Below are 25887 nucleotides of genomic sequence, written 5' to 3' on the forward strand. Positions count from 1 at the left end.
CTGCGCGGCCCGGGCCCGGAGGCTGACACATTCGCCCGACACAATCGCCCGACTCCGGGCGGGCTCTTCTCGGCGGGGCCGTCGCTGGGTAGTGTCCGACGTCAACTGGTCAGTCTCCTTCCAGTATTTCTCATCGTCGGAAGCGGGCAGCATGCGACAGGACGTCCAGCAGTGGTTCACCACCCGCAGCTACCACGGCAGCCAGTGGTCCGCGGAGCAGCTCTGCCGCCGGAAGCGCGGCAGCACGGTCAGTGTGGTGCTCCCGGCCCGCAACGAGGCCGAGACCGTGGGCGCGATCGTCACCGCGCTGCGGCGCACGCTCATGGAGGACGTGGCACTGATCGACGAGCTCGTCGTCATCGACTCCGACTCGACGGACGGCACGGGGACGGTCGCCGCGGCGGCCGGGGCCCGGGTCCACCGGCAGGCCGACATCCTGCCCGCCCACGGCAACGTCCCCGGCAAGGGCGAGGCGCTGTGGAAGTCCCTGGCCGTGACCACCGGGGACGTGCTCGCGTTCGTGGACTCGGACCTGCGGGAGTTCGACCCCCAGTTCGCCGTGGGGCTGCTGGGGCCGCTGCTGACCGAGCCGGGGGTGCAGTTCGTCAAGAGCTGCTACGACCGCCCGCTGCACGACGGCGCCACGGTGATGCCGGCGGGCGGTGGGCGCGTCACCGAGCTCGTGGCCCGCCCGCTGCTGAACCTGTTCTGGCCGCAGCTGGCGGGGCTGGTCCAGCCGCTGGCCGGGGAGTACGCGGGACGCCGGAGCCTGCTCGAACGGGTGCCGTTCGTCTCCGGGTACGGGGTGGAGATCGCGATGCTCATCGACGTGCTGGAGGCCGTGGGTCTGGACGCGATGGCGCAGATGGACCTGGGTGTCCGGTCCCACCGGAACTCCTCCGACGCCGCCCTGGCCCGCATGGCCGCCCAGATCCGGCTGACGGTCCAGGCGCGGCTGCGCTGCGACTCCCCCGTCGCCGACGAGAGCGGGCGCCTCACGCAGTTCCTGCGCCAGGGGGAGCGCTTCCTCGCCGAGGTCCACGACGTCAGCGTCCGCGAGCGCCCGCCCATGGTGCAGGTGCCCGAGTACCGGGCGCAGCCGGCCGGCCGCGTCGCATGAGCGCGCTGCGGGTGCTCGTCAACGCGGGCCCCTGGCTGCCCGTGCCCCCGTCCGGCTACGGCGGGATCGAGACGGTGGTCGCCACCCTGGTGCCGGAGCTCCGGCGCGCCGGCGTGCACGTCACCCTCGCCACGGTGCGCCCCAGCACGCTCGAGGCCGACGACCACCTGCGCCCCCTGCCCGAGCCCGCGTTCCGCTCCATCGCGATGCCCTACAACCGGGTTTCGGGCATCGCCCACGCGCACATGCAGGGCCTCGTGGACGCGCTGCGGGGACCGCGGCGGTGGGACCTCGTGCACGACCACCTGGAGGTCGTGGGACCGTCCGTGCTGGGCGCGATGGGCACGGCGGCCCCACCGGTGCTGCAGACCCTGCACTGGGATCTCCGCAAGCACCCCGAGTTCTACTCGGCGTTCGACGGACGGGGCCGGGTGCGGTTCGCGGCGGTCTCCGCGTCCCAGCTCGAGCGGGCGCCGGCCAACCTGCGGCGGCAGACGCTGGGGGTGGTGCCGCTGGCCGCGCCCCCGGGGCTGCCCGTGGACGCGCCCCGGGGCGAGCACGCGCTGGTGCTGGCCCGGATCACCGCCGACAAGGGCCAGGACACTGCCGCCCGCGTCTGCCGGCGGGCGGGGATCCCGCTGGTGCTGGCCGGGCCCGTGGCCGGCATCGACGACCCCGAGGAGCTGGAGCGGCGCCTCGCCGACGGCGACGAGGCGCTGCGCTCCCACCCCGACGTCCGGTACTGGCTCGAGTCGGTCCGGCCGCTGGTCGACGGGACGTCGGTGGCCTGGGTGGGCGGGGTGGCGGGCGAGCGCAAGGAGCGGCTGCTGCGCTCGGCCCGCGCCCTGCTGACGCCCAACCGCTGGGCCGAACCGGGGGCCACCGGTGTCGTCGAGGCGCTGTCCCGGGGGGTGCCCGTCGTGGGGACCCCCCTGGGGGTGCTGCCCTCCCTGGTGGAGCACGGCCGCACCGGGTTCCTGGCCGCGGCGGAGGACGACCTGGTCGAGCACCTGCGGGACCTGGACAGCATCGACCCGCAGACCTGCCGGGACGCCGCCGAGCAGTGGACGCCGGCGGGCATGGCCCGGCGCTACCTGGACCTGTACCACCGGCTCCTGGAGGAGAACCCGACATGACGCTGCGCATCACCCTGGTCGGGGCGGGATCCGTGGCCCGGCGCCACGTCGACGTGCTGCACGGGCTCGGCGGGGCGCGCGTGGTCGGGGTGACGGACGCGCACCTGCCCGCCGCCACCGCCCTGGCCGGTGAGCTGGACGTCCCCGCGTTCGACGACCCCGCGCAGGCCCTCGACGCCGTGGCGGCCGACGCCGTCTACGTCTGCGTGCCGCCGTTCGCCCACGGGCCCGCCGAGCTCGCCGCCCTGGAGCGCGGCAAGGCGCTGTTCGTGGAGAAGCCCGTGGGACTGGGCCTGGACGTCGCCGAGCAGATCGGTGCCCGGGTCGAGGAGAGCGGGGTGGTCACGGGCACCGGCTACCACTGGCGCTGCCTCGACACCGCCGTGCTGGCCCGGGCGCTCCTCGCCGAGGCGCCCCCGCTGCTGGCCAACGGCTACTGGCTGGACAAGCGCCCGCCCGTGCCGTGGTGGGGGCGGACGGACCGCTCGGGCGGCCAGGTCGTGGAGCAGCTCACCCACGTGCTGGACACCGCGCGCTTCCTGCTGGGCGAGGCCGTCGAGGTGTACGCCGCCGGGATCCGCAGGGCCCCGGACGGGGCGCCGCAGGACTACGGCGACGTCGACGACGCCACCGCCGCGACCGTGCGCTTCCGCTCCGGGGCCGTCGCCACGCTCGCCGCGACGTCGGCGCTCGCGGTCAAGCACCGCGCCGCCCTGCACACCGTGAGCCGCGGGCTCTACCTGGAGCTCTCGGAGCAGGGCCTCACCGCCTACGGCACGCGGGACCGCTCCGAGCACACCCCCGCCGAGGACCCGAGGGTGACCGTCGACCGGGAGTTCCTCGAGGCGGTGCGCGGCGAGCGCGAGTCCACCCGCGCACCCTACGGCGAGGCGCTGCGCACCCACCGGCTCGCGTGCGCGATCGCCGACTCGGCGCGCACCGGGCGGCCCGTCGCCCTGGCGGACCCGGACCGCGTGGGACCGGACCGCGTGGGACCGGCGGGTGAGCCGTGAGAGCCCGCCGCAACCTCGTCGTCCCCGCCCGCCACCGGATCGAGATCGTGGAGGAGGAGCTGCCCGCGGTCCCGGACGGCGGCGTGCTGCTGGAGACCCTCGCCACGGGGCTGTCCGCGGGCACGGAGCTGGCCTTCGTCAAGGGCGACCACCCGGGGCTGCACTCCCGGCACGACACCGAGCTCGGGCTGTTCCGGCCCGGTGCCGCGGAGCAGGGCTACCCGGTGCGCCGCCTGGGCTACATGGAGGTCGCCCGGGTGGCGAGCTCCCGCACGCCGGCGTTCCGGGCCGGCGACGTGCTCGCCACGGCCTACGGCCACGCCACCGCCCACGTCGCCGACCCGCTCACCGAGCACCTGGTGCCGCTGCCGGAGGCGCTGGACCCCCTGCTCGGCGTGTTCGTCGCCCACTTCGGCCCCATCTGCGCCAACGGGCTGCTGCACGCCGCGGCGGACGCGGGACCGGTCCGCGGGCTCGGCGACGGGGTCGCCGGGCGGCTCGTGCTGGTCACGGGCGCGGGCCCGGTGGGTCTCATGACGGCCCTGTTCGCCCGCGCCCTCGGCGCGCGCGAGGTCGCCGTCGCCGACGCCGACCCCCGACGGCGAGCGCTCGCCGAGCGGCTGGGCTTCTTCCCCCTGGACATCGCCGACGACCCCGGCCGGGTGCTCAAGACCCGCTGGCGGCACGGGCCGGGCGACCACGGCGCGGACCTCGTGTTCCAGTGCCGCGGCAAGCCCGAGGCCCTGCACGCGGCGCTGCGCGCGGTTCGGCCGCAGGGCAGCGTCATCGACCTGGCGTTCTACACCGCGGGCGCGGACGCGGTGCGGCTGGGCGAGGAGTTCCACCACAACGGGCTGAGCCTGCGCTGCGCACAGATCGGCCGGGTCCCCCGCGGTCTCGCCCACACCTGGGACCGTCAGCGGCTGTCCGCGGAGACCATCCGCCTGCTGGCCGCCCACGGCGGCGAGATCCGCGAGCACCTGATCAGCGACGTCGTGCCCTTCGACGAGGCTCCCGCGCTGATGCAGGACGTGGTCGTGCGGCGCCGGCACGTGCTCACCGCGGTCTTCGTCGTCGACGACCCCCGCTGAGCCCTCCGGCCCGCGCGCGGGCACCGTTGGACAGCCCTCCACAGTCGCCTTAGTGTTGGCTCGATCGCCGTCGTCCCGTCCGCGGTGCCCGTCTTCCCTTCGCCACCCACGCCCCGAGGAGCGCCCGCATGGGAAATCCCCCACGCCCCGAGCAGCACAGCACGTCGTCCGGAGGCTCGAGTGCGGCGCCGCTGCACGCCGAGCGCGTCCTCGGCGGTCAGGCCGACCCCGGCACCAGCGCGGCCCCCGCCACGGGCCCCGGGGTCGAGCCCGCCGGCTTCGAGGAGGCCACCCAGGCCCTCGCCCCCGCCGTCAGCCCCTGGGCGGACTCCCTCGGCCGGGCCGGTTCCCGCGCCGCCCAGACCCTGCTCGTCGCCGCCGTGGTGGTCGGGCTGATCTGGATCCTGCTGCAGGTCAAGGTCGTGCTCATCGCCGTGCTCGTCGCGCTCATCCTGGCCTCCGCCGTGGGACCGGTCGTGAAGTGGCTCGAGCGCAGGGGCTGGTCCAACCTGCTGGCCACCCTCGCCGCCTTCCTCGGGATCCTGGCACTCGTCGGCGGGGTGCTCACCGGCATCGTGCTCGCCGTGCGCAGCGAGTGGGACACGCTCACCGCCTCGGCGGTGGAGGGCTGGGAGGAGCTGCAGCGCCTCGTGCAGTCCGGACCGATCCCCGTCGACACGGCCGCCATCGACTCCGCCGTCCAGCAGGCCGGGGACTTCGTCACCAGCGGCTCCTTCGCGGGCGGCGCCCTCAGCGGCCTGGGCGCCGCCACCGAGTTCGTGACCGGCCTGGTGCTGATGATCGTGGTGCTCTTCTTCTGCCTCAAGGACGGCGAGAAGATGTGGAACTTCACGCTGCGCTGGTTCCGCGGCGAGCGCCGGGCCAAGCTCGCGGAGTCCGTGGACCGCAGCGCGCAGGTGCTCGGCGGCTACGTCCGCGGAACGGCGTTCGTGGCGGCGGTGGACGCCGTGCTCATCGGGGGCGCGCTGCTCGTCCTGGGCGTCCCCCTGGCGATCCCCCTCGCGGTCCTCGTGTTCGTCACCGCGTTCATCCCGGTGGTCGGCGCCACCATCGCGGGCATCATCGCCGCCCTGGTCGCCCTGGTCACCAACGGGCCGGTCATCGCCCTCGCGGTGGTCGTCGTGATCGTCGCGGTGAACCAGATCGAGGGCAACATCCTGCAGCCCATCATCATGGGCCGCACCCTCAGCCTGCACGCCCTCATGGTGCTGCTCGCCCTGACCGTCGGCACGCTGGTCGGCGGCATCTTCGGCGCCATCCTGGCCGTGCCGTACACCGCCGTGGCGTGGGCCGTCATCCAGGTCTGGTCCAACCGCTACCAGGTCGGCGACGACCCGGTGCTCGGCCCGGACCCGGTGAACCCGAAGGACCGCGTCGAGGCCAAGGCCACCATGGCCGAGCGCTGGAAGTACCAGCGGATGCGCTACCAGCAGGCCCTGGGCGGACGCTTCGGGGCCACGGAGCGCGACGCCGTCCGGCAGCGCGACGACGCCGACGGCGCGGGGCCCGCGCAGGACGAGGACACCGGTTCCGCCCCGGGGGCCCGCAAGCCCTAGTCTGGGTGCCATGACCAACGTCGAGCGCCGCCGCACCATCACCGCCGAGGACCTCGCGAACATCGCCGTGTTCGCCGCCCTCACGGCCGCCCTGTCCGTGCTCCCCGGGATCCCCCTGGGCGCGGCGGGGGTGCCGCTGACCCTGCAGACCCTCGCCGTGTTCCTGACCGGCCTGGTCCTGGGCGGCACCCGCGGGCTCCTGGCCGTGGCGCTGTACGTCCTGGTGGGCCTGATCGGCGTGCCGGTGTTCGCGGGCTTCCGCGGCGGCTTCGGCGTGCTCGCCGGGCCCTCGGCGGGCTACATCCTGGCCTTCCCGTTCGCCGCGGCCGCGGCCGGCTACGTGGCCCAGTGGCTGATCCCGGCCCGCCGGGCCAACGACGGCGGCGCCACCAACGCCCGCTACGAGCGCACCGGCACCTACACCCTGCGGCTGGTGGCCGCGGCCCTGGCCGGTTTCGTGGTGATCCGGATCGGCGGCATCCTCGGCCTGGTGGTCAACGCGCGCCTGCCCTTCCAGGACGCGTTCCTGGCCGACCTCGTGTTCTGGCCCGGCGACCTGCTCAAGGTGGTTCTCGCGGCGGTCATCGCCGTGGGCGTGCACAAGGCGTTCCCCCGGATCGCGGGCACGCGCTGAGCCGTGCCCGGATCCCCCGGGGCCGCGGCCCTCGTGTGCTCCCGCGTGACCGTCACGGTGCCCACCGCCTCGGGTGAGCTGACCCTGCTGCGCGACCTCGACGTGAGCCTGGGCGAGCGGCGGGTGGCCGTGCTCGGGCTCAACGGATCCGGGAAGTCCACGCTCCTGCGGCTGTTCAACGGCCTCGTCCGCCCGTCCTCGGGCACGGTCACGGTGCACGGCACGGACGTGGCCCGGGACGTGCGCGCGGCCCGGCGGCGGGTGGGCTTCGTGTTCACCGACCCGCTCTCCCAGCTGGTGATGCCGACCCCGGTCGAGGACGTCGAGCTGTCCCTGCGCGGGGCCGGCGTGCCCCGGGCCCGACGACGGACCGCCGCCCTCGAGCTGCTCGAGCGCGCGGGCATCGGCCACCGGGCCGAGCACAGCATCTACGACCTCTCCGGCGGGGAGCGCCAGTTGGCGGCGTTCGCCGCGGTGCTCGCCGTGGAGCCCGAGGTGCTCGTCCTCGACGAGCCCACCACCCTCCTCGACCTGCGCAACCGGGGGCGGCTCATGGGGCTGCTCGACGGGCTCCCGCACCAGCTGCTGATCTCCACGCACGACCTCGGCCTGGCCGCGACCGCCCCGCGCGTCCTGGTCCTGCACGAGGGCGCCCTGGTCGCGGACGGTCCGCCCGAGGAGGTCGTTCCCGCCTACGAGCGGTGGTGCGCGCACGGCTTCCCCGGGGAGGCGCGCCCGTGAGCCGGGGCCCGGACCTCTTCGGCAGCTACTCCCCCGGCACCGGCCCCCTGCACCGCGCCCCGCTCCGGGTCAAGGGGCTCGGCATCGTCGCCGTGACCCTGGCCGTGGTGCTCTCGCCCTCGTGGCCGGTCCCCGCCGCGCTCACCCTGCTCCTGCTCGTCGCGGGCTCCGCCGCGGGCATCGGCGCCCGCGAGTGGTGGCGGGGACTCGCCCCCGCCCTGCCCGTGCTGGTCCTCCTGGCCGTCTACCACGTCCTGACCTCGGGACCGGCCATGGCCGCCGACGTGGTGCTGACGATCGTCGTCCTCCTCGTGCTCACCCGGGTCCTGATGCACACCACGCCCCTGCCGGAGCTCCTCGACGGCGTCGTGTGGCTGTGCTCGCCCGTGCGGCTGGTCGGGGCGGACCCCGAGCGCATCGGCCTGGCGATCTCCCTGATGCTGCGCTCGATCCCCTTCATCGTGGGCGCCGTGGGCGAGCTCCGGGACGCCGTGCGAGCCCGTGGGCTGCGCCCGAACCCCGTGCGACTGGTGACCCCGGCGGTGATCTCCGCCGTCGCCTACGCCCAGCGGACCGGTGAGGCCCTCGCCGCCCGCGGCTTCGACTGAGCGCCGGCACCCGCGCCACCATCAGACGGCTTACACTTCAGCCATGAGTTTCGACAACAGCTCCCAGCTGGACGCCTCCCGCGTCGGCAGCGGCGGCGGGCGGGGACGCGGGATCGCCGTGGGCGGTGGACTGGGCGGCGGACTGCTGCTGCTCGTCGTGGGGCTGCTCTTCGGCCAGGACGGCATCGACGCGATCACCGGCGGGGACGGCCAGGACACCGGGTCGCAGACCTCCGTGGAGCAGGAGCGGGCGGAGCGGTGCCGGACCGGTGAGGACGCCAACCGGTACACCGACTGCCGGATGATCGCCACCGCGCAGAGCCTCGACCAGTTCTGGGAGGACTACCTGCCGCAGGCCACGGGCGAGCAGTACGTGATGCCCGGCGTGGAGCTGTTCGAGGGCCAGACCAACACGGGGTGCGGCGCGGCGTCGTCGGCCGTGGGCCCGTTCTACTGCCCCGCGGACGAGACCGCCTACCTCGACATCGCGTTCTTCGACGAGCTGCAGACCCAGTTCGGCGCCGAGGGCGGCCCGCTGGCCGAGGAGTACGTGCTCGCCCACGAGTTCGGCCACCACATCCAGAACCAGATCGGCACCCTCGGCTACGCCCAGCAGGACCCGCAGGGCCCCGAGTCCGGCGCCGTGCGCGTGGAGCTGCAGGCCGACTGCCTCGCCGGGCTGTGGGCCGGCGGCGCCGCCGGGGACACGTCAGGGGCCGTGGACCTGGGCGACATCTCCCAGGAGGAGCTCGACCAGGCCCTCGACGCCGCCTCCGCGATCGGCGACGACCGGATCCAGGAGACCACCCAGGGACGGGTCAGCCCCGAGAACTTCACCCACGGCGCCTCCGCCCAGCGTCAGCTGTGGTTCTACGCGGGCTACCGCACCGGCGACATCAACGCCTGCGACACCTTCAGCGCCCGCGACCTGAACGCCCCGCCGGCCGTCTGACACCCGGCCGTCACGCCACCTAGGACACCGAGTCCCCACTCCGGCGCCGCCCGGGGCGCCGACTCCCCACAGTGATCGCAAACCCCCAATCCGATGGTGGGGACATGCGAGCTCTGTGGGGACTCGGCACTGGTCGAACCGCGGATGGCGGTACACCTGACTCGGCTTGCCGAGCTGGTCGCGCGCCATCGACTCTTTCCATGTTGGCCTGGCTTGCCCAAATGCTACGACTTCAAATTGCAGGGCTTCGGCGGCGAGAGGGGCTCGTTCCGCCGCAGGGACCGGACCGCTCGGTGTTCACGTGTTGCGCCTCTAGGGTTGTGCGTCGATCCTGCGGTTACGGGAGGTGATGAAATCGTTGCTGAGCCGCAGATAATTGAGGTATTCGTCAGCGTTTTTCGGTACGGCCGGGGTGCGGAAGTCCTCGAACCGGTGGAAGAACCGGATAGTTTCGCCGTCCTCCTCGACGAGGTCCTGAAGCAGGAAGAATTCGACGTACCCGGAGAAGTCCTCGAACAGGGCGAAGAAATCTGCATACCTGTGCAGGACATCTGCGAGGGGGCTCGGCTCACGGAGGTAGTGACGCCGAATGCACTCCAAGGTCAGGTCGAAGCGGTCGGCGATCTTGCCATTGAATCCACGCGCACCATTGATGTTCTGCTTTCCACCGATTCTGATACCCGGGAACACCAGGGTGCTTCCGGCTGTGTAGCCGCGCCACTCAGGCAGCTCGTTGTCCGGGATGTCGCGCAGGACGCGGGACGCCCGTTTCCGCAGCCGGGTGGTGATGGCGTCGCTGGAAAGACGAAAGACCCCCAAAGGGGATCGGTGCGCGAGGTAAGAGCGGGGTTCAGGTGCCAGGTCGAAGCGTGCGCCGGAGGGCAGCTCCTTGCTCCACAGCAGTTGGTGATGCTTGCGAAGGGTGGAGCTGAAGGAGTCAGGATCCTTGCCGGCCGGAGTGTCTGAGTGGTAGTCGAAGGACGTATCGACGCCTGCGGTCATGTGGTACCCCCATTCGATGCAAATGCACGGTTAAGGGTCACAGTAGTGGCATGGGGCCTACATCAATAGCAACCTGCGCGGCCACGCGGACCCGTCCTCAACACGGAAATCCGAAGCCTTGTCGACGCCGGACGAATACTGAGCAGATGCGACAGCGTCTGTCTCGCTTGGTCGCAACACCATCGGCTTGGTTTTGGGGCGCTTACGGTGGGTAGACGACTAGTGGGGTTCCTAAAGCTGGTGGCACGGACGTGCCGCGTTCAGCGACGGACTTTTGGCCTCTCCCATGGCGGAGTCTGCATCCCCGGCTTGGATGTCAGATGCCAGCACCGGCACGAACTGCAGAAGTACGCCCCTTTGGGGCCATCGAGGCCGCGATTTGCGTAACCGCGGGCTATTGCCTTCATCGCAACCACAGCAGTCCGACGGCTGGCGTAATGGATCTTCGAGCATTCCGACATGACGATTCCTCGACTTGTCGCACTCGGCGGGCTCATATCCTGCCCGGTACGCGGTTCACGCTTAACAGCGATCGGCCACAAAGGAACCTGAAGGCTCCACTTGTCAATCACAATAGCAAAACAAGCGCGCCTGTGCCGCCGACCACACGCCGCATATGGATTTCATCTGGTGGACGGTGTCTTAAAGAGTAGCGAGATTGCCGAGGTGGGTGCACCGTCGTCGGTCAGCGGCGGCGGCTGTCCCGCACCTGGACGCCCGGGTTCTGCCGGCGGACGTCGAAGAGGCCGGTGGCCTCGATGAGGTCGCTGAGCTTGCGGTACCCGTAGTTGCGGGAGTCGAAGGACGCCTGGTTGCCGATCTGCTGGCCGACGGCGCCGAGGTGCGCCCAGCCGTCGTCGCCGCTGGCGGCGTCCACCGCGCTCCGCAGCATCCTGACCAGCCGGGCGTCCCCGCGCAGCGCCTGCTGCGGCGCGGCCGCCGGCGCCTCCCCAGGCTTCTCCTCGGCGGGCTCGCCCAGGCTCTCCACGTAGGTGAACTGCGAGCAGGCGTTGATGAACGGCTCCGGCGTCTGCCGCTGGCCGAAGCCGTAGACCTTGTGCCCGTCGGTGAGGATCCGCATCACCAGCGGGGTGAAGTCGGCGTCGCTGGAGACGATCGCGAAGCCGTCGACCGATCCGGCGTAGAGGAGGTCCATGGCGTCGATCACCATGGCCATGTCCGAGGCGTTCTTGCCGGTGCTGTAGGCGAACTGCTGGATCGGCCGGATCGCGTACGCGTGCAGCACCGCCTCCCACTGCTGCAGGTGCGGGCTCTTCCAGTTGCCGTAGGCGCGCCGGACGTTCGCGGCGCCGTGGCGGGCCACCTCGGCGAGGACCACGTCGATCTTGGCCGCCGGTGCGTTGTCGGCGTCGATGAGCAGGGCGATGCGCTTTTCGTCGGTGTTCACGCGTCGACTCTGCCACGGACCGGGCTCGAGCGGAGCACGGGACGCGCGGCGTGACGCCCCCCGGGGAGCGCCGAGCGGTGCTCAGGCCAGGGACAGGGCGAAGGACAGGGCGAAGCCCGCCGCCGTGCTCAGGGCCACCGCCGGCCCGCCGTGCTCGTAGGCCTCCGGCATCAGGGTGTCGGCCAGGGACGCGATCACCGCGCCGGCGGCGAAGGCGAGCGGCAGGGAGATCGTCTCGGGGTCGCTGCCGGCCAGCGGACCGGCGCCGACCAGCACGGCCACCACCAGGAGCACGGCGCAGACCGACCAGAGCAGGACGGCCTTGCCGCGGGACATGCCCTGCTCGCGCATGGACGCCGCGCCGACCAGGGACTCGGGCAGGTTGGACACGAAGATCGCCGCGAGCAGGGCCAGCCCACCCGTGCCCTCGGTGAGCGAGACGCCCAGCGCCACGTTCTCCGGCACACCGTCCAGGGTGACGGCGGCCAGCAGCGCCAGCCCCGCGGCGCCGCCGGTGGAGGCGGCCGTCGGCGCCCTCTCGTCCGCGGCGGCGTCGGTGTCCAGCTTGACGCTGCCCTGCTGCTGCTCCGCGTCCGCGGAGGCGGGCCCCGGCTGCGCCCAGCGGTCCAGGAGGGCGCTGAGCGCCGTGAACACCACGGCGCCGGCGAAGAGACCGATGACGGCGAGCCAGATTCCGCCCCGCTCGTAGGCGTCCTCGAACAGCTCGAAGGCCAGCGCGGTGATCAGCGCGCCCGCGGCGAAGGACAGCAGGATGGCGAGGAGGCGTTTGGGGAGCTCGAAGCGCACGCCGACCAGCGCCCCGATGACGAGCGCGCTCGAGGCGACGATCCCGAAGAGCAAGGTCTGGCCCATGACGGCAGTGTAGGAGCGCGCGGCGTCGGCGCACCCACAATTCGCAAGGTTACTTATCGAACGGGGCGCGGCACGACGACGCCCCGCCCACCTCCTGCGAGGTGGGCGGGGCAGCGTCGGTGCGGAGGAGGACTCAGATGTTGAAGCCCAGGGCCCGCATCTGGTCGCGGCCGTCCTCGGTGATCCGGTCGGGACCCCACGGCGGCATCCAGACCCAGTTGACGCGCCACTCGTCCACCATGGGGTCGAGGTTCTGCGCGCACTGCTCCTCGATGACGTCCTGCAGCGGGCACGCGGCCGTGGTCAGGGTCATGTCGAGGACCAGGGCGCCGTCCTCGGCCCACTTGGAGCCGTAGAGCAGGCCCAGGTCCACGATGTTGACGCCGAGCTCGGGGTCGATGACGTTCTTGAGCGCCTCCTCGACCTCCTCGGCGGAGGGCCGGCCCGCGGTCGCGGGGTCGGCGGTGGTCTCAGCAGGGGTGTCGGCCATCGCTGGCCTCCTTTCGAAAGCTGGTGGGGTCGGAGCCGCTTACTTGGCGGGGGCCAGGTAGCGGTCGTAGCCCTCGTTCTCGAGCCGCTCGGCGAGCTCGGGACCGCCCTCGTCCACCACGCGGCCGTCGTGGAACACGTGCACGAACTGCGGTTTGATGTAGCGCAGGATGCGGGTGTAGTGGGTGATGAGCATGACGCCCATGTCGTTGGTCTCCAGGGCGCGGTTGACGCCCTCGGAGACGACCTTGAGCGCGTCCACGTCGAGCCCGGAGTCGGTCTCGTCCAGCAGGGCGATCTTCGGCTTGAGCAGCTCGAGCTGGAGGATCTCGTGGCGCTTCTTCTCGCCGCCGGAGAAGCCCTCGTTGACGTTGCGCTGGATCATGTCGGGGCTGATCTTCAGCTGCTCCATGGCGGCCTTGACGTCCTTGGTCCACGTGCGCAGCGAGGGGGCCTCGCCGTCGATCGCGGTCTTGGCCGTGCGCAGGAAGTTGGAGGTCGTCACGCCGGGGATCTCCACCGGGTACTGCATGGCCAGGAAGAGCCCGGCGCGGGCGCGCTCGTCCACGGACATCTCCAGGACGTTCTGGCCGTCGAGGAGGACCTCGCCGGAGTCGACGACGTACTTGGGGTGCCCGGCGATGGTGGAGGCCAGCGTGGACTTGCCGGAGCCGTTGGGGCCCATGATCGCGTGGACCTCACCGGAGGTGATGGTCAGGTTCACGCCCTTGAGGATCGGCTTGGTGGTCTCGTCGTCGAGCACGACGGACGCGTGCAGGTCCTTGATCTCGAGAGTTGCCATGGATGGTTCTCCTGTGGTCGAAAAAGTCTGGGGTCGGAAGGGTGCGTGCGGGCGCGGCGGATCAGTAGTTCGCGGAGGCGAGCTCGTCCTGGACGGACCCGCGCAGCCGCTCCTCGATGTCCGGGACACCGATCTGCTGGATGATCTCGAAGAGGAATCCGCGGACCACGAGCCGGCGCGCCTCGTCCTCGGGGATGCCCCGGGACATGAGGTAGTACAGGTGCTCGTCGTCCAGCTGGCCCGTGGTGGAGGCGTGGCCCGCACCGGTGATGAGGCCGGTCTCGATCTCCAGGTTCGGCACGGAGTCCATCCGCGGGCCGTCGTTGAGGATCAGGTTCCGGTTGAGCTCGTAGGTGTCGGTGGCCTCCGCGGTGGCGCGGATGAGGACGTCGCCGATCCACACGCCGTGCGCGTTCTCGCCCTGCAGCGCGGACTTGTAGGTCACCCGCGAGGTGCAGTGTGGCTGGGAGTGGTCCACGAACAGCCGGGACTCCAGGTGCTGGCCGGCGTCCACGAAGGTCAGCCCGTACATCTCCACGGAGCCGCCCGGGGCGTCGAAGCGGGTGGACGGGGTGACCCGCACGAGGTCGCCGCCGAGGCTGACGAGCACGTGCTTGAAGGTCGCGGACCGGCCGAGGCGCGCCTGCTGGGAGGAGGCGTGCACGGCGTCGTCGTCCCACTCCTGGAGGGTCACCACGGTGAGGTTCGCGGAGTCGGCGACCCGGAACTCGACGTTCTGCGAGAGCACGGCGCTGCCGTGGTGGCGCAGGACCACGAGGGCCTTGGAGAAGGGCTGGGCGTCGATCACGAGGTGCTGGGCCGCCGGGGTGGCGTCCGAGCCGTGGATGTCGACGAGCACGGGCGCGGCGACCTCGGTCTCCTGCGGCACGGTGAGCACCGTGGCCTCGGTGACGCTGCTCCACGCGTTGGCGGAGACGCGGTCCTCGGGGATCCCGGCGCTGCCGATGCGGGCGTCGTCCCGGCCCACGGTCTCGACGCGCACGGCGTCCGAGTCCACGGTCACCGCGGGCGCGGGGCCGGTCAGGGCGTCGGCGTGCAGCCCCTTGAGGCGCTTGAGCGGGGTGAACCGGAAGTCCTCCTCCCGGCCGGTGAGCTTCGGGAAGTCGGCGACGTCGTAGGACGTGCGCCGCCCGGCCCGCGAGGAGTCGGGCACGCCGGAGATGTCGCCGTGGGCGGTGTGCCGCACCAGGGTGTCGTTCTCGACCTTGTCGCGGGCCAGCCGCTCCCCCTCCAGGTCCATGCCCGGGATGGCGACGCGCCCCTCCCCGGTGCGGACCCCGTCGACCTTCTCGCCCAGGTTGCCGTAGGCGTCCTTGGCCGCGCCGACGGCCTTGTCGGCCACCGCGGTGGCCGCGGAGGCGGCGGCCTCCGTGGCGTTGCGAATCGTTTCGTTCAGCTTGGACATGTCAGCCAACGGATCCTTCCATCTGCAGTTCGATGAGGCGGTTGAGTTCGAGCGCGTACTCCATGGGCAGCTCGCGGGCGATCGGCTCCACGAACCCGCGCACGATCATCGCCATGGCCTCGTCCTCGGCCATCCCGCGCTGCATGAGGTAGAACAGCTGCTCCTCGGAGACGCGCGAGACGGTCGCCTCGTGGCCCATGGTGACGTCGTCCTCGCGGATGTCGACGTACGGGTACGTGTCGGAGCGGGAGATCGTGTCCACCAGCAGGGCGTCGCAGACCACGTTGGACCTCGAGCCGTGGGCGCCCTCGCGCACCTGCACGAGACCGCGGTAGGCGGCGCGGCCGCCGTTGCGGGCCACGGACTTCGAGACGATCGACGACGACGTGTTCGGGGCGATGTGCACCATCTTGGACCCGGTGTCCTGGTGCTGCCCCTCGCCGGCGAACGCGATCGAGAGGGTCTCGCCGCGGGCGTGCTCGCCGGTCATGTAGACCGCCGGGTACTTCTGGGTGACCTTCGAGCCGATGTTGCCGTCGATCCACTCCATGGTGGCGCCCTCGTGGGCGATCGCGCGCTTGGTCACGAGGTTGTACACGTTGTTCGACCAGTTCTGGATGGTCGTGTAGCGCACGCGGGCGTTCTTCTTGACGATGATCTCCACGACGGCGGAGTGCAGCGAGTCGGTCTTGTAGATCGGCGCGGTGCAGCCCTCGATGTAGTGGACGTAGGAGTCCTCGTCCGCGATGATGAGCGTCCGCTCGAACTGGCCCATGTTCTCCGTGTTGATGCGGAAGTAGGCCTGCAGCGGGATCTCGACGTGCACGCCCTTGGGGACGTAGACGAAGGAGCCGCCGGACCACACGGCCGTGTTCAGGGAGGCGAACTTGTTGTCGCCCACGGGGATGACCGTGCCGAAGTACTCCGCGAAGAGCTCCGGGTGCTCCTTGAGCGCGGTGTCGGTGTCGAGGAAGATGACGCCCTGCTCCTCCAGGTCCTCGCGGATCTGGTGGTAGACGACCTCGGACTCGTACTGGGCGGCCACGCCGGAGACGAGCCGTCCGCGCTCGGCCTCGGGGATGCCGAGCTTCTCGTAGGTGTTGCGGATGTCCTCGGGCAGGTCCTCCCAGGTGGCGGCCTGCTTCTCCGTGGAGCGCACGAAGTACTTGATGTTGTCGAAGTCGATCCCGGACAGGTCCGCACCCCACGTGGGCATGGGCTTGCGGTCGAAGAACTTCAGGCCCTTCAGCCGCAGGTCGGTCATCCACTGCGGTTCACTCTTCTTCGCGGAGATGTCCCGGACGACGTCCTCGTCGACACCGCGGCGCGCGGAGGCGCCGGCCACGTCCGAGTCGGCCCAGCCGTACTCGTAGGTGCCGATGCCCTCGAGCTCGGGGTTCTTCTCCAGGATGTCGGCGATGACAGTGTCGTTGCCGCTGGCGATCTGGTCAGTCATGACGGCCTTCCTCTGTTGTCTGGTCTGTGGCGCGGGCCGCGGTGCGGTCCACGGAAGTCGGTGCCGCGGCGGGTCCCGGCCGCGTGAGGGGCACGTGCGTGGTGCACACGTGCGCGCCGGCGGCCTGGGTCGAGAGCCGGCGGACGTCGGTGCCGAGCAGCCGGGCGATGAGCTCGGTCTCCAGCTCGCAGAACTGCGGGTAGCGGGCGGCCAGCTCGCGCACGGGGCAGTGCCCCTGGCACAGCTGCGCCGAGACGATGGTGCGGGACTCGCCGCGGCCGACGGCCACCTCGTTGGTGGAGGCGGCGAACCCGTCGCGGCTGAGCAGCCGCACCAGGACGGGCAGACGGTCGGCGACGTCGTCCCCGGCGGCCTCGACCTCGGGGCGGTAGGAGGCCTCCAGGCGGTCCACGCGCTCCTGGATGAAGGCGTGCACGGCGTCCGGGCCGGCGATGCGGCGGATGGACTCCAGCGCGTCGGTCGCGATCTCGAGGTAGTCGTCGCCGAGTTTGGCGTGGCCCTCGGGGGCGACGACGTAGCGCCGCGCGGGGCGGCCGGCACCCCCGCTGCGGCGGCGGACCATGGTGACCTCGATGAAGTGCTGCTGCTCGAGGGCGTCCAGGTGCCGGCGCACGGCGGCCGGGGTCAGCTCGAGCATCTCGCCGAGGTCCGCGGCGGAGACGGGACCGTGCTCCAGGACGGCGCCGAGCACGCGCGAGCGGGTGTTCTCCTCCTGCTCCGCCCGCGGGCCGGAGCGGGACCTGCTCCGGGCGTCCGTGGTCTGAGTCATGGGTGAACCGTTCGCTTCCTGCTCGGGGGTGGAGGCTCTCGTGCTGCAGCGCGCGACCCGCAAGGGACGCTTCTAATACACAACCGGAGTATGTCGTAATTCATTCCGGTCTGACCAGTAAGTGGAGCCTTACCGGGCTCCGTCCAAGAATCACGACTTACTCATAATAACCCCGGGGCGCGGTGGGGCCAAGGGGGCCGGGCCGCGGGCGCGCCCGCACTACACTGGTCCGGTGCCCGCCCAGAGTCCCCCCGCGTCCTCGCCCGCGCTCTCGATCGAGCGCCTCGTGAAGGAGTTCCCGGTCCGCCGGCGCCGCTCCCGGCGCCCGGCCGGACCGGGCGCGGCGCGCGCCGACGTGGTGCACGCCGTCGACGGCCTGTCCCTCACCGCGCGGCACGGCGAGATCACGGCGCTGCTGGGCCCCAACGGCGCGGGCAAGACGACCACCCTGGAGTGCGCCCAGGGGCTGCAGCGGCCCACGGGCGGCACTGTCCGGCTGCTGGGGCAGGACCCGTGGCGGGCCAGCCCGGCGCTGCGCGCCCGCGTGGGCGTGATGCTCCAGGACGGCGGGCTCCCCCAGGCGGTGCGCCCGCTGGAGCTGCTCCGGCACGTGGCGTCCCTCTACCGCAGCCCCCGGGACATGGACGAGCTCGTGGAGCGGCTCGGCATCAGCAGCTTCGACCGCACCGTGGTCCGCCGGCTCTCCGGCGGCCAGCGCCAGCGCGTGGCCCTGGCGGCGGCCCTCGCGGGCAACCCGGAGGTGCTCTTCCTCGACGAGCCCTCGGCCGGGATGGACCCGCAGTCCCGCAACATCGTCTTCGACCTCGTCCAGCAGCTGCGCCGGGAGGGGGTGTGCATCATCCTCACCACGCACCTGCTCGACGACGCCCAGCGTCTCGCCGACCAGGTCTACATCGTGGACCACGGCCGGGTCATGGCCCAGGGGTCCGTGGCGGACCTGGTGGCCCCCGGCGCCGACGCCCCTGCCGTGCTCGTGCTGACGCTGGCCCCGGAGCAGCTGCGCGCGGGGCCGTTCCCGTGGGACGGCCCCGGGTTCGAGGGCGTCCGGGCGGACCGCGCCGACCGCACCGTGACCCTCACCGGCGTCCTCACGCCCCCGATGCTCGAGACCGTGACCCGGTGGTTCACCGCGACCGGCACGCTGCCCGAGTCCCTGTCCCTCCAGCCGCGCACCCTCGAGGACGTCTTCCTCGACATCTCCGGACGGGAGATCCGATGACCGCCCCCGCCCTGCCCACCGCCACCGCCCCCCGCCCGGAGCCCGCCTCCCTGGCCCGCCGGGTGGCCGCCCAGGCCCGCTACGAGACGCGGGCCGTGCTGCGCAACGGCGAGCAGCTGCTGCTGCTGGTCATCCTGCCGCTCATGGCCCTCGTGGCCCTGACCCTCACCGATCTGCTGGACGCCGCCGTCCCGGCCGGCGCCTCCCGCGTGGACGTCGCCGTGCCGGGCGTGCTGGCGCTGTGCGTGCTCTCCAACGCCTTCTCGGGGCAGGGCATCCAGACCGGCTTCGACCGCCGCTACGGGGTCCTGCGCTTCCTCTCCACCACTCCCCTGGGCCGCGGCGGGCTGATCGCCGGCAAGCTGCTCGCGATCGTCGCGGTGCTCGTGGTGCAGTACGTGCTGGTGGCCGCGCTCGGCGCGGCCCTCGGCTGGCGCCCGGACGCGGCCGTCGTGCTCGTCTCCGTGCCGGTGCTGCTGCTCGGCGCCGCGGCGTTCACCGGGCTGGGGCTGCTCCTCGCCGGCACGGTGCGCGCCGAGGCGACCCTCGCCGTCACCAACCTCGTGTGGGTGCTGCTCGCCGCCGTGGGCGGCACCCTGTTCCCCTCGAGCACGCTGCCGGCGGGGCTCACCTGGATGGTGGAGGTGCTCCCCTCCGGCGCGCTGGGCACCGCCCTGCGCGAGACGTTCCTCACCGGGGCGCCCACGCCGCTGCCGGTGCTGGTGCTCCTCGTCTGGGCCGCCGCCGCCTGGGCCGGAGCCGTGCGCTGGTTCCGCTGGAGCTGAGCCGCCGGTCCGGACCCGGCCCCGAGGGCCCGTCCCGGCCGGCGGGACCCGGGGGCCGCGGAGGCGGATAAACTGGGCGCGGAGACCCCGCCGCACCGACCCCGTCCGGAAGTGAACTCATGAACCGCGCCAGCGACCCCAGCGACGTCGACGTCCGCGAGCACGGCGGCGGCCTGCTGCCGAGCCGGATCACCCCGTGGGTGCGGTGGCTCGCCGTCGCGTCGCTGGTGGCGAACTCCGTGCTCATCCTCACCGGCGGGCTCGTCCGGCTGACCGGCTCGGGCCTGGGCTGCCCCACCTGGCCCCGGTGCACGGACGAGTCCTGGACCAACACCCCCGAGATGGGCATGCACGGCCTCATCGAGTTCGGCAACCGGCTGCTGACCTTCCTGCTGGCCGCCGTGGCGGTGCTGACGTTCCTGGCCGTGCTCCGGCTGCGCCACGAGCACCGCGACCTCTTCCGGATCGCCCTGCTGCTGGGTCTCGGCATCCCGCTGCAGGCCGTGGTCGGCGGGATCACCGTGCTCACCGGGCTCAACCCGTGGATCGTGGGCATCCACTACCTCATCTCCGGGGCGATGATCGCGCTGGCCACGGTGCTGGTCAACCGCACCCGGCGGCGCTCCCTGCCCGCCGTGCGGGACGCCGAGCGCCCCGGCCAGGCCTACGGGCAGCGGCGGACCGTCCGCGGGCTCATGGTGAGCCTGGGGGTGCTCACCGCGCTGATCCTCTACCTGGGCACCCTGGTCACGGGCACCGGCCCGCACGCCGGGGACGACACCACCGCCCGGCACGCGTTCGACGCCTACCTCGTCACCCGCGCCCACGCGGTCCCCGTGTACCTGATCGTCGCGGCCGTGGTGCTCGGCCTCGTGCTCGCCCGCCGGCACCGGTGGCCCGTGCCGCTGGCCTCGAGCCTCAACGTGCTCCTGGCCGCGCTGGTCCTGCAGGCGCTCATCGGCTACTACCAGTACTTCAACGGCGTGCCGATCGTCGCCGTGGCCCTGCACCTGGTGGGCTCCGCGGTGCTGATCTGGGCCACGGCCCGCACCGTGGAGAAGGGCTTCGCGGTCACCCGCACCCCGGCCCCGGTGCTGCGCAGCACCGACCGGGCGCAGCCGGCCGAGGCCCCGTCCCGCGGCTGAGGCCCTCAGGCCCGCTCGTCGGGCGCCTCGTCGAGCAGCTCCTCGACGGCCTGGGCCAGGCGCTGCCGGCTGGCCGAGGGGATCGGCAGCAGCGGCCGCCGCGGCGGGGCCGTGCTGACGCCGCACACCTCGGCCAGGGCGTACAGGGAGCTCAGGGGCCGCTCCTGGCGCAGGATCTCCATCAGCGGGGTCAGCGCCGCCTGCCAGGTGCGCACCGCGCGGTCGTCGCCCGAGACCACCGCGGCCCGGAAGGCGGCGTACTGGCGCGGGAGCACCGCGGCGATCCCGGAGTGCCAGGCCGCGGCGTCCGGTGCCGCCTCGTGGAGCAGCCGCTCCCCGCTGACCCCGTGGGCCGTCCCCGGCTCCGCCAGCTCGGCGAACCGGTGCCGCCGTGCGGCGAGGTCCGCCGGGGAGTCCGCGGTGTCCTTGAACGCGCTGACGTTCTCCAGCCAGGACAGCTCGGCGGCGAGCTCCACCGGGTACGTGAAGCCCGTCGTCGTCGGGTTGTTGTAGATGCACAGCGGCAGGGACACGGCCGCCGAGACCGTCTCCACCTGGTCGGCGATCTCCTGGGAGACGAGCGGGATGTAGGACAGCGGGTTGAGCACGAGCCCGTCCGCCCCGCCGTTCTCCGCGGCGTAGGCCATCTCGAGGACCTCGCGGGTGGTCATCGCGGAGATCCCCGCCCCCACCGGCACCCCGGAGCCGCGGGCGGCCTCCACGGCGACGCCCACGACCTCGGCCCGCTCCTCCCCGGAGAGGTACGCGAAGCTGCCCGAGCTGCCCAGGACCACCAGGGCGTCCACGCCCGATCGGGACAGCCGGCCGACGTAGCGCCCGAAGGACTCCAGGTCCAGGCGGCCACCCTGCTGGAAGGGTGTGATCGGGTAGGCGACGAGCCCGGTGAAGGTCATGCTGAGCATGCGACCATCCTAGGTCCGGCCGGTCCCCCGGCCGGACGCGGGCGCCGCGGGGCCCGCCGGCCCCGTCGGGCTCAGAGGACGGGGCCGCCCACGAACGGGTCGACGGCCAGGGCGAGGAACACGAAGGTGATGTAGGCGATCGAGCCGTGGAAGACGTGCATCGCCTGCTTGTCCGTGGGCCGGCCGGCCACCGCGAGGGCGTGCAGCTTGTGGCTGTGGCCCACGAACCAGGCGCCCGAGGCCAGGGCGGTCACGGCGTAGACCCAGCCGGCGCCGCCGACGGGGACGAGCAGCAGCGAGCACACCACCGTGGCCCACGCGTAGAGGACCACCTGGCTGCCCACGGTGCGGGCCCCGGCCACGGCGCCCAGCATGGGGACCCCGGCGCGGGAGTAGTCGTCGGCGTACTTCATGGACAGCGGCCAGTAGTGCGGCGGGGTCCACAGGAAGATGAACAGGAACAGCACGAGCGCGGGCCAGTCGAGGCCGCCCGTCACGGCGGCCCACCCGATCAGCACCGGCATGCACCCGGCGACCCCGCCCCAGACGATGTTCTGGGCGGTGCGGCGCTTGAGCACGATCGAGTAGAAGACCGCGTAGAGGAAGATGGCCGCCGCACCCAGGGCGCCGGCGAGCACGTTGACCCCGATCGTGAGCCAGGCGACCGACACGGCCGTGAGGACCCACGCGAAGACGAGGGCCTCGCGGTCGGTGACCTCTCCGGTGACCAGCGGGCGCTTGGCCGTGCGCTTCATCACCCGGTCCTCGTCCCGGTCGATGTAGCAGTTGAAGGCGCCGGCCGCACCCGCCGCGAGCGTGCCGCCCACGAGGGTGTTGAGGATGAGCCAGAGGTTCGGCATGCCCTGCTGGGCGAAGATCATGGTCGGCACGGTCGCCACGAGCAGCAGCTCGATGATCCGCGGCTTCATGAGGGCCACGTAGGCCCGCACCTTCCGGGAGGCCGTCATCCGTCCCTCGCTGCGGGGGGCCGCCGCATCACCCGTGTGCCCGTTGCCGAGGACGGCTCGTCCTGCGGGTCCCGACGTCTCGAGTGAGTTCACAGAATCATTGCTCCCGGTTGCGGTGGTGTTCCCCCGGCTCCGTGCGCGAGGTCGGCCCGGAGACGGTGCGTCGCCGGCACGCAGGAGCGGTCGGCGCGGTGGTCGCGGGCGCGGAAGAAGGTCCTATACAGCATAGCGCGTGGCGGCGTCCGTTCCCGCTCCGGACATGACGGGAAAGACGTCCGGGGCCCCGGGAACCGGTGCCGTCGGTCACACGCCCGAAATGCGCGTGACCTAAGCTGGACCCAAACCGCCGGTCCACGACCGGCACCCGCTGCGCACGGCAGCGGACCCCAATGGAAAGGGCACCGAATCTTGGCGACCGAACTCGATCAGAAGCTGACCTGGACCGAGCAGGACCGGCGTGCCGTGGACACGGTGCGGGTGCTGGCCGCGGACGCGGTGGAGAAGGTGGGCAACGGCCACCCCGGCACGGCGATGTCCCTGGCCCCCGCGGCGTACCTGCTGTTCCAGAAGGTGATGCGTCACGACCCCACCGACGACCGGTGGACGGGCCGTGACCGCTTCATCCTCTCCCCCGGGCACACCTCGCTGACGCTGTACCTGCAGCTGTTCCTCTCCGGCTACGGCATGGAGCTCGAGGACATCGAGTCCCTGCGGACCTGGGGCTCGAAGACCCCGGGCCACCCCGAGTACCGGCACACCACCGGGGTGGAGATCACCACCGGCCCGCTGGGCCAGGGCCTGGCCTCGGCCGTGGGCTTCGCCTACGCCCAGCGCTACACCCGCGGCCTGTTCGACCCCGAGGCCCCCGCCGGGACCTCCCCGTTCGACCACACCGTGTACGTGATCGCCTCCGACGGCGACCTCCAGGAGGGCGTGACCTCCGAGGCGTCCTCGCTGGCCGGGGTGCAGGAGCTGGGCAACCTCGTGGTGATCTACGACCAGAACCACATCTCGATCGAGGACGACACCGACGTGGCGTTCACCGAGGACGTCCTGGCCCGCTACGAGGCCTACGGCTGGGACGTGGCCCGGGTGGACTGGACGAAGACCGGGGACTACGTCGAGGACGTCGAGGAGCTCTACGCCGCGATCCGCGCGGCGAAGGCCGAGACCGCCAAGCCCTCGCTGATCGCCCTGCGCACGATCATCGGCTGGCCCGCGCCGGGAAAGCAGAACACCGGCGGCATCCACGGCTCCAAGCTCGGGGCCGACGAGGTCGCGGCGACCAAGGAGATCCTCGGCTTCGACCCCGAGAAGTCCTTCGTGGTGGAGGACGAGGTCATCGCCCACACCCGCGGCATCCAGGACCGCATGAAGCAGGTCCGCGACGAGTGGGAGCGGCAGTTCCAGGCCTGGCGGGAGGCCAACCCGGAGCGGGCGGACCTCTACGACCGGATCCGCGCCGAGGAGCTGCCCGAGAACTACGCCGACGCGTTCCCCGTCTTCGAGGCCGGCAAGGACGTGGCCACCCGCTCGGCCTCCGGCAAGGTGATCAACGCGATCGCCGACACGTTCCCCGAGCTGTGGGGCGGCTCGGCCGACCTGGCCGGCTCCAACAACACCACCATCGAGTCCGCGCCCTCCTTCATCCCCGAGGCCCGCTCCACCGCGAAGTGGACCGGCAACCCCTACGGGCGGGTGCTGCACTTCGGCATCCGCGAGCACGCCGCGGCGGCGATCGTCAACGGCATCACCATGTCCTCCCAGACCCGGGCGTTCTCCGGGACGTTCCTGATCTTCTCCGACTACCAGCGCCCCGCCGTGCGCCTGGGCGCGCTGATGAAGGTCCCCTCGATCTACGTGTGGACCCACGACTCCATCGGCCTCGGCGAGGACGGACCCACCCACCAGCCCGTGGAGCAGCTCTCGGCCCTGCGGGCCATCCCCGGCCTGGACGTGGTGCGCCCGGCCGACGCCAACGAGACCGCGATCGCGTGGCGGACGATGCTGGAGAACCGGCACGGCCCGGCCGGCATCGCCCTGACCCGCCAGAACGTGCCCACCTTCGCCCGCACGGACCTGCACCCCGAGGCCGAGGGCGAGAAGTTCGCCTCCGCCGAGGGCGTGGCCCGCGGCGGCTACGTCCTGGCCGACACCGAGTCCACCCCGGACGTGATCCTCATCGGCACCGGCTCCGAGGTCTCCCTGGCCGTGGAGGCCCGCGAGCAGCTCAAGGCGCAGGGGGTGGCCGCCCGCGTGGTGTCCATGCCGTGCCGGGAGTGGTTCGACGCCCAGGACGCCGAGTACCGCGAGTCCGTACTGCCGGCGGCCGTGAAGGCCCGCGTGTCGGTGGAGGCCGGGATCGCCATGTCCTGGCGGGACCTGCTCGGCGAGCACGGGCGGGCCGTGTCCCTGGAGCACTTCGGGGAGTCCGCCGACTACGAGACCCTCTACCGCGAGTTCGGCATCACCGCCGAGGCCGTCACCGCCGCCGCCCAGGAGTCCCTCACCGCCGCGCAGGCCACCGCCTCCGTGGGCCGCTGAGCCCCGGCGCGCACCGACCGACCACCTTCCCCCGAGCACGAGGAGTGACAGACACATGACCACCCCCACCCAGAAGCTCTCCGACGCCGGCGTCTCGATCTGGCTCGACGACCTCTCCCGCGAACGCCTTGCCTCCGGCGGGCTGCAGCGGCTGATCGACGAGAAGGACGTCGTGGGCGTGACCACGAACCCGACGATCTTCGCCGCCGCGCTGGCCAAGCACGACGCCTACGAGGACCAGGTCAAGCAGCTCGCCGCCGCCGGCACGGACGTGGACGAGGCCGTGCTGGCCATCACCACCGACGACGTGCGCGACGCCTGCGACCTCTTCGCCCCCATCGCCGAGGCCACCCAGGGCGAGGACGGGCGGGTGTCCATCGAGGTGGACCCGCGCCTGGCCCAGGACGCCGAGGCGACCGCCGCCATGGCCCAGCGCCTGTCCCAGACCATCGACCGCCCCAACGCGCTGATCAAGATCCCCGCCACCGAGGCGGGCCTGCCCTCGATCACCGCGACCATCGCCGAGGGGATCTCCGTCAACGTGACGCTGATCTTCTCCCTCGAGCGCTACCGCGCGGTCATCAACGCCTACCAGCTGGGCCTGGAACAGGCGCTCGAGAACGGCAAGGACCTCTCCACCATCCACTCCGTGGCGTCCTTCTTCGTCTCCCGGGTGGACTCCGAGGTCGACAAGCGCCTGGAGGAGATCGGCACCGACGAGGCCGCCGCGCTCAAGAGCAAGGCCGGTCTGGCCAACGCCCGGCTCGCCTACCAGATCTACGAGGACGCCCTGGCCACCGAGCGCTGGGAGCGGCTGGCCTCGGCCGGGGCGAACCCGCAGCGCCCGCTGTGGGCCTCCACCGGGGTCAAGGACCCGTCCCTGCCGGACACCCTGTACGTGACCGGGCTGGTGGCCCCGAACACCGTGAACACCATGCCGGAGAAGACCCTGGAGGCCACGTTCGACCACGCCGAGGTCACCGGGGACACCGTCACCGGCACCTACGCGGAGTCCAACGAGCTCCTGGACCGGATCGCCGGCGTGGGGATCTCCTACGACGAGGTCGTCGCCCAGCTCGAGGCGGAGGGTCTCACCAAGTTCGAGGACTCCTGGGCGGAGCTGCTCGACACCGTGCGCGCCGCCCTCGACAACGCCCGCTGAGC

General features: G+C 72.2%; 24 protein-coding genes. 14 read left to right on the forward strand and 10 right to left on the reverse strand.

The window, feature by feature from the left end; all coding sequences use genetic code 11:
* The first annotated feature begins 151 nt into the window (after positions 1–151).
* The 9 genes from EQG70_RS10305 (at position 152) to ypfJ (ending at position 8872) form a co-directional block, all read left to right on the forward strand.
* Positions 152–1120: a glucosyl-3-phosphoglycerate synthase gene (locus EQG70_RS10305; RefSeq protein ID WP_109268951.1), complete on the forward strand. Its 969-nt coding sequence runs from the start codon at positions 152–154 to the stop codon at positions 1118–1120.
* The gene (locus EQG70_RS10310; protein ID WP_109268950.1) at positions 1117–2256 is read left to right on the forward strand and encodes a glycosyltransferase; all 1140 of its coding nucleotides are present in this window, start codon (positions 1117–1119) and stop codon (positions 2254–2256) included. Before EQG70_RS10305 ends, EQG70_RS10310 begins: the two co-directional genes overlap by 4 nt.
* Positions 2253–3269: a Gfo/Idh/MocA family protein gene (locus EQG70_RS10315; RefSeq protein WP_109268949.1), complete on the forward strand. Its 1017-nt coding sequence runs from the start codon at positions 2253–2255 to the stop codon at positions 3267–3269. Before EQG70_RS10310 ends, EQG70_RS10315 begins: the two co-directional genes overlap by 4 nt.
* Positions 3266–4360 (forward strand): zinc-dependent alcohol dehydrogenase, encoded by a 1095-nt coding sequence (locus EQG70_RS10320; RefSeq protein ID WP_035923959.1) that lies wholly within the window; start codon positions 3266–3268, stop codon positions 4358–4360. The genes EQG70_RS10315 and EQG70_RS10320 overlap by 4 nt, the downstream gene beginning before the upstream one ends.
* A gap of 128 nt (positions 4361–4488) precedes the next feature.
* On the forward strand, positions 4489–5937 hold the full coding sequence (locus EQG70_RS10325; RefSeq protein ID WP_035923960.1) for an AI-2E family transporter: 1449 nt from the start codon (positions 4489–4491) through the stop codon (positions 5935–5937).
* Positions 5938–5947: 10 nt separating this feature from the next.
* Positions 5948–6571, forward strand: a complete 624-nt coding sequence (locus EQG70_RS10330; RefSeq protein WP_017834295.1) for a biotin transporter BioY — start codon at positions 5948–5950, stop codon at positions 6569–6571.
* A gap of 3 nt (positions 6572–6574) precedes the next feature.
* Positions 6575–7312, forward strand: a complete 738-nt coding sequence (locus EQG70_RS10335) for an energy-coupling factor ABC transporter ATP-binding protein (RefSeq protein ID WP_109268948.1) — start codon at positions 6575–6577, stop codon at positions 7310–7312.
* Entirely contained in the window at positions 7309–7920 is a 612-nt protein-coding gene (locus EQG70_RS10340; RefSeq protein WP_035924101.1) for an energy-coupling factor transporter transmembrane component T family protein, read from the forward strand. The genes EQG70_RS10335 and EQG70_RS10340 overlap by 4 nt, the downstream gene beginning before the upstream one ends.
* A gap of 43 nt (positions 7921–7963) precedes the next feature.
* A complete protein-coding gene (gene ypfJ, locus EQG70_RS10345; RefSeq protein ID WP_109268947.1) occupies positions 7964–8872 on the forward strand; it encodes a KPN_02809 family neutral zinc metallopeptidase in 909 nt (302 codons plus the stop codon).
* A 312-nt stretch (positions 8873–9184) separates the two neighbouring features.
* Here ypfJ and EQG70_RS10350 read toward each other — a convergent pair whose 3' ends face one another.
* The 8 genes from EQG70_RS10350 to EQG70_RS10385 all read right to left on the reverse strand — a co-directional run bounded on the left by EQG70_RS10350 (position 9185) and on the right by EQG70_RS10385 (position 17118).
* Positions 9185–9874, reverse strand: coding sequence for a DUF6994 family protein (locus EQG70_RS10350; RefSeq protein ID WP_017834299.1), 690 nt, complete (start codon positions 9872–9874; stop codon positions 9185–9187).
* Positions 9875–10559: 685 nt separating this feature from the next.
* Entirely contained in the window at positions 10560–11282 is a 723-nt protein-coding gene (locus EQG70_RS10355; protein WP_017834300.1) for an NYN domain-containing protein, read from the reverse strand.
* A gap of 81 nt (positions 11283–11363) precedes the next feature.
* Complete coding sequence (locus tag EQG70_RS10360) at positions 11364–12155, reverse strand: ZIP family metal transporter (RefSeq protein ID WP_109268946.1); 792 nt, start codon at positions 12153–12155, stop codon at positions 11364–11366.
* A 133-nt stretch (positions 12156–12288) separates the two neighbouring features.
* Complete coding sequence (locus tag EQG70_RS10365; RefSeq protein ID WP_035923963.1) at positions 12289–12645, reverse strand: metal-sulfur cluster assembly factor; 357 nt, start codon at positions 12643–12645, stop codon at positions 12289–12291.
* Between the two features lie 39 nt (positions 12646–12684).
* On the reverse strand, positions 12685–13446 hold the full coding sequence (gene sufC / locus EQG70_RS10370) for a Fe-S cluster assembly ATPase SufC (protein WP_017834303.1): 762 nt from the start codon (positions 13444–13446) through the stop codon (positions 12685–12687).
* 61 nt (positions 13447–13507) lie between these two features.
* Entirely contained in the window at positions 13508–14707 is a 1200-nt protein-coding gene (gene sufD, locus EQG70_RS10375) for a Fe-S cluster assembly protein SufD (RefSeq protein ID WP_043739415.1), read from the reverse strand.
* A gap of 166 nt (positions 14708–14873) precedes the next feature.
* Positions 14874–16328, reverse strand: coding sequence for a Fe-S cluster assembly protein SufB (gene sufB, locus EQG70_RS10380; RefSeq protein ID WP_035923965.1), 1455 nt, complete (start codon positions 16326–16328; stop codon positions 14874–14876).
* Positions 16321–17118: a helix-turn-helix transcriptional regulator gene (locus EQG70_RS10385; RefSeq protein WP_017832790.1), complete on the reverse strand. Its 798-nt coding sequence runs from the start codon at positions 17116–17118 to the stop codon at positions 16321–16323. Before EQG70_RS10385 ends, sufB begins: the two co-directional genes overlap by 8 nt.
* A gap of 232 nt (positions 17119–17350) precedes the next feature.
* On the opposite strand from EQG70_RS10385, the gene EQG70_RS10390 reads away from it, so the two are divergent.
* From EQG70_RS10390 to EQG70_RS10400, 3 genes are all read left to right on the forward strand, one after another.
* On the forward strand, positions 17351–18358 hold the full coding sequence (locus EQG70_RS10390) for an ABC transporter ATP-binding protein (RefSeq protein ID WP_109268945.1): 1008 nt from the start codon (positions 17351–17353) through the stop codon (positions 18356–18358).
* Positions 18355–19143: an ABC transporter permease gene (locus tag EQG70_RS10395; protein ID WP_109268944.1), complete on the forward strand. Its 789-nt coding sequence runs from the start codon at positions 18355–18357 to the stop codon at positions 19141–19143. Before EQG70_RS10390 ends, EQG70_RS10395 begins: the two co-directional genes overlap by 4 nt.
* A 119-nt stretch (positions 19144–19262) precedes the next feature.
* On the forward strand, positions 19263–20288 hold the full coding sequence (locus tag EQG70_RS10400; RefSeq protein ID WP_109268943.1) for a COX15/CtaA family protein: 1026 nt from the start codon (positions 19263–19265) through the stop codon (positions 20286–20288).
* A 5-nt stretch (positions 20289–20293) separates the two neighbouring features.
* Here EQG70_RS10400 and EQG70_RS10405 read toward each other — a convergent pair whose 3' ends face one another.
* Both EQG70_RS10405 and EQG70_RS10410 read right to left on the reverse strand, forming a co-directional pair.
* Positions 20294–21211, reverse strand: a complete 918-nt coding sequence (locus EQG70_RS10405) for a dihydrodipicolinate synthase family protein (RefSeq protein WP_017832794.1) — start codon at positions 21209–21211, stop codon at positions 20294–20296.
* 71 nt (positions 21212–21282) lie between these two features.
* Entirely contained in the window at positions 21283–22179 is an 897-nt protein-coding gene (locus EQG70_RS10410) for a heme o synthase (protein ID WP_017832795.1), read from the reverse strand.
* Positions 22180–22587: 408 nt separating this feature from the next.
* On the opposite strand from EQG70_RS10410, the gene tkt reads away from it, so the two are divergent.
* Positions 22588–24723, forward strand: a complete 2136-nt coding sequence (tkt, locus tag EQG70_RS10415; RefSeq protein WP_109268942.1) for a transketolase — start codon at positions 22588–22590, stop codon at positions 24721–24723.
* Between the two features lie 55 nt (positions 24724–24778).
* Positions 24779–25885 carry a transaldolase gene (gene tal / locus EQG70_RS10420; protein WP_109268941.1) on the forward strand — a complete coding sequence of 369 codons (1107 nt, stop codon included), beginning with the start codon at positions 24779–24781 and terminating at the stop codon, positions 25883–25885.
* Positions 25886–25887: the final 2 nt, after the last annotated feature.

This window comes from Kocuria rosea (genome assembly GCF_006094695.1).
In the GTDB taxonomy this organism is placed as follows: domain Bacteria; phylum Actinomycetota; class Actinomycetes; order Actinomycetales; family Micrococcaceae; genus Kocuria; species Kocuria rosea.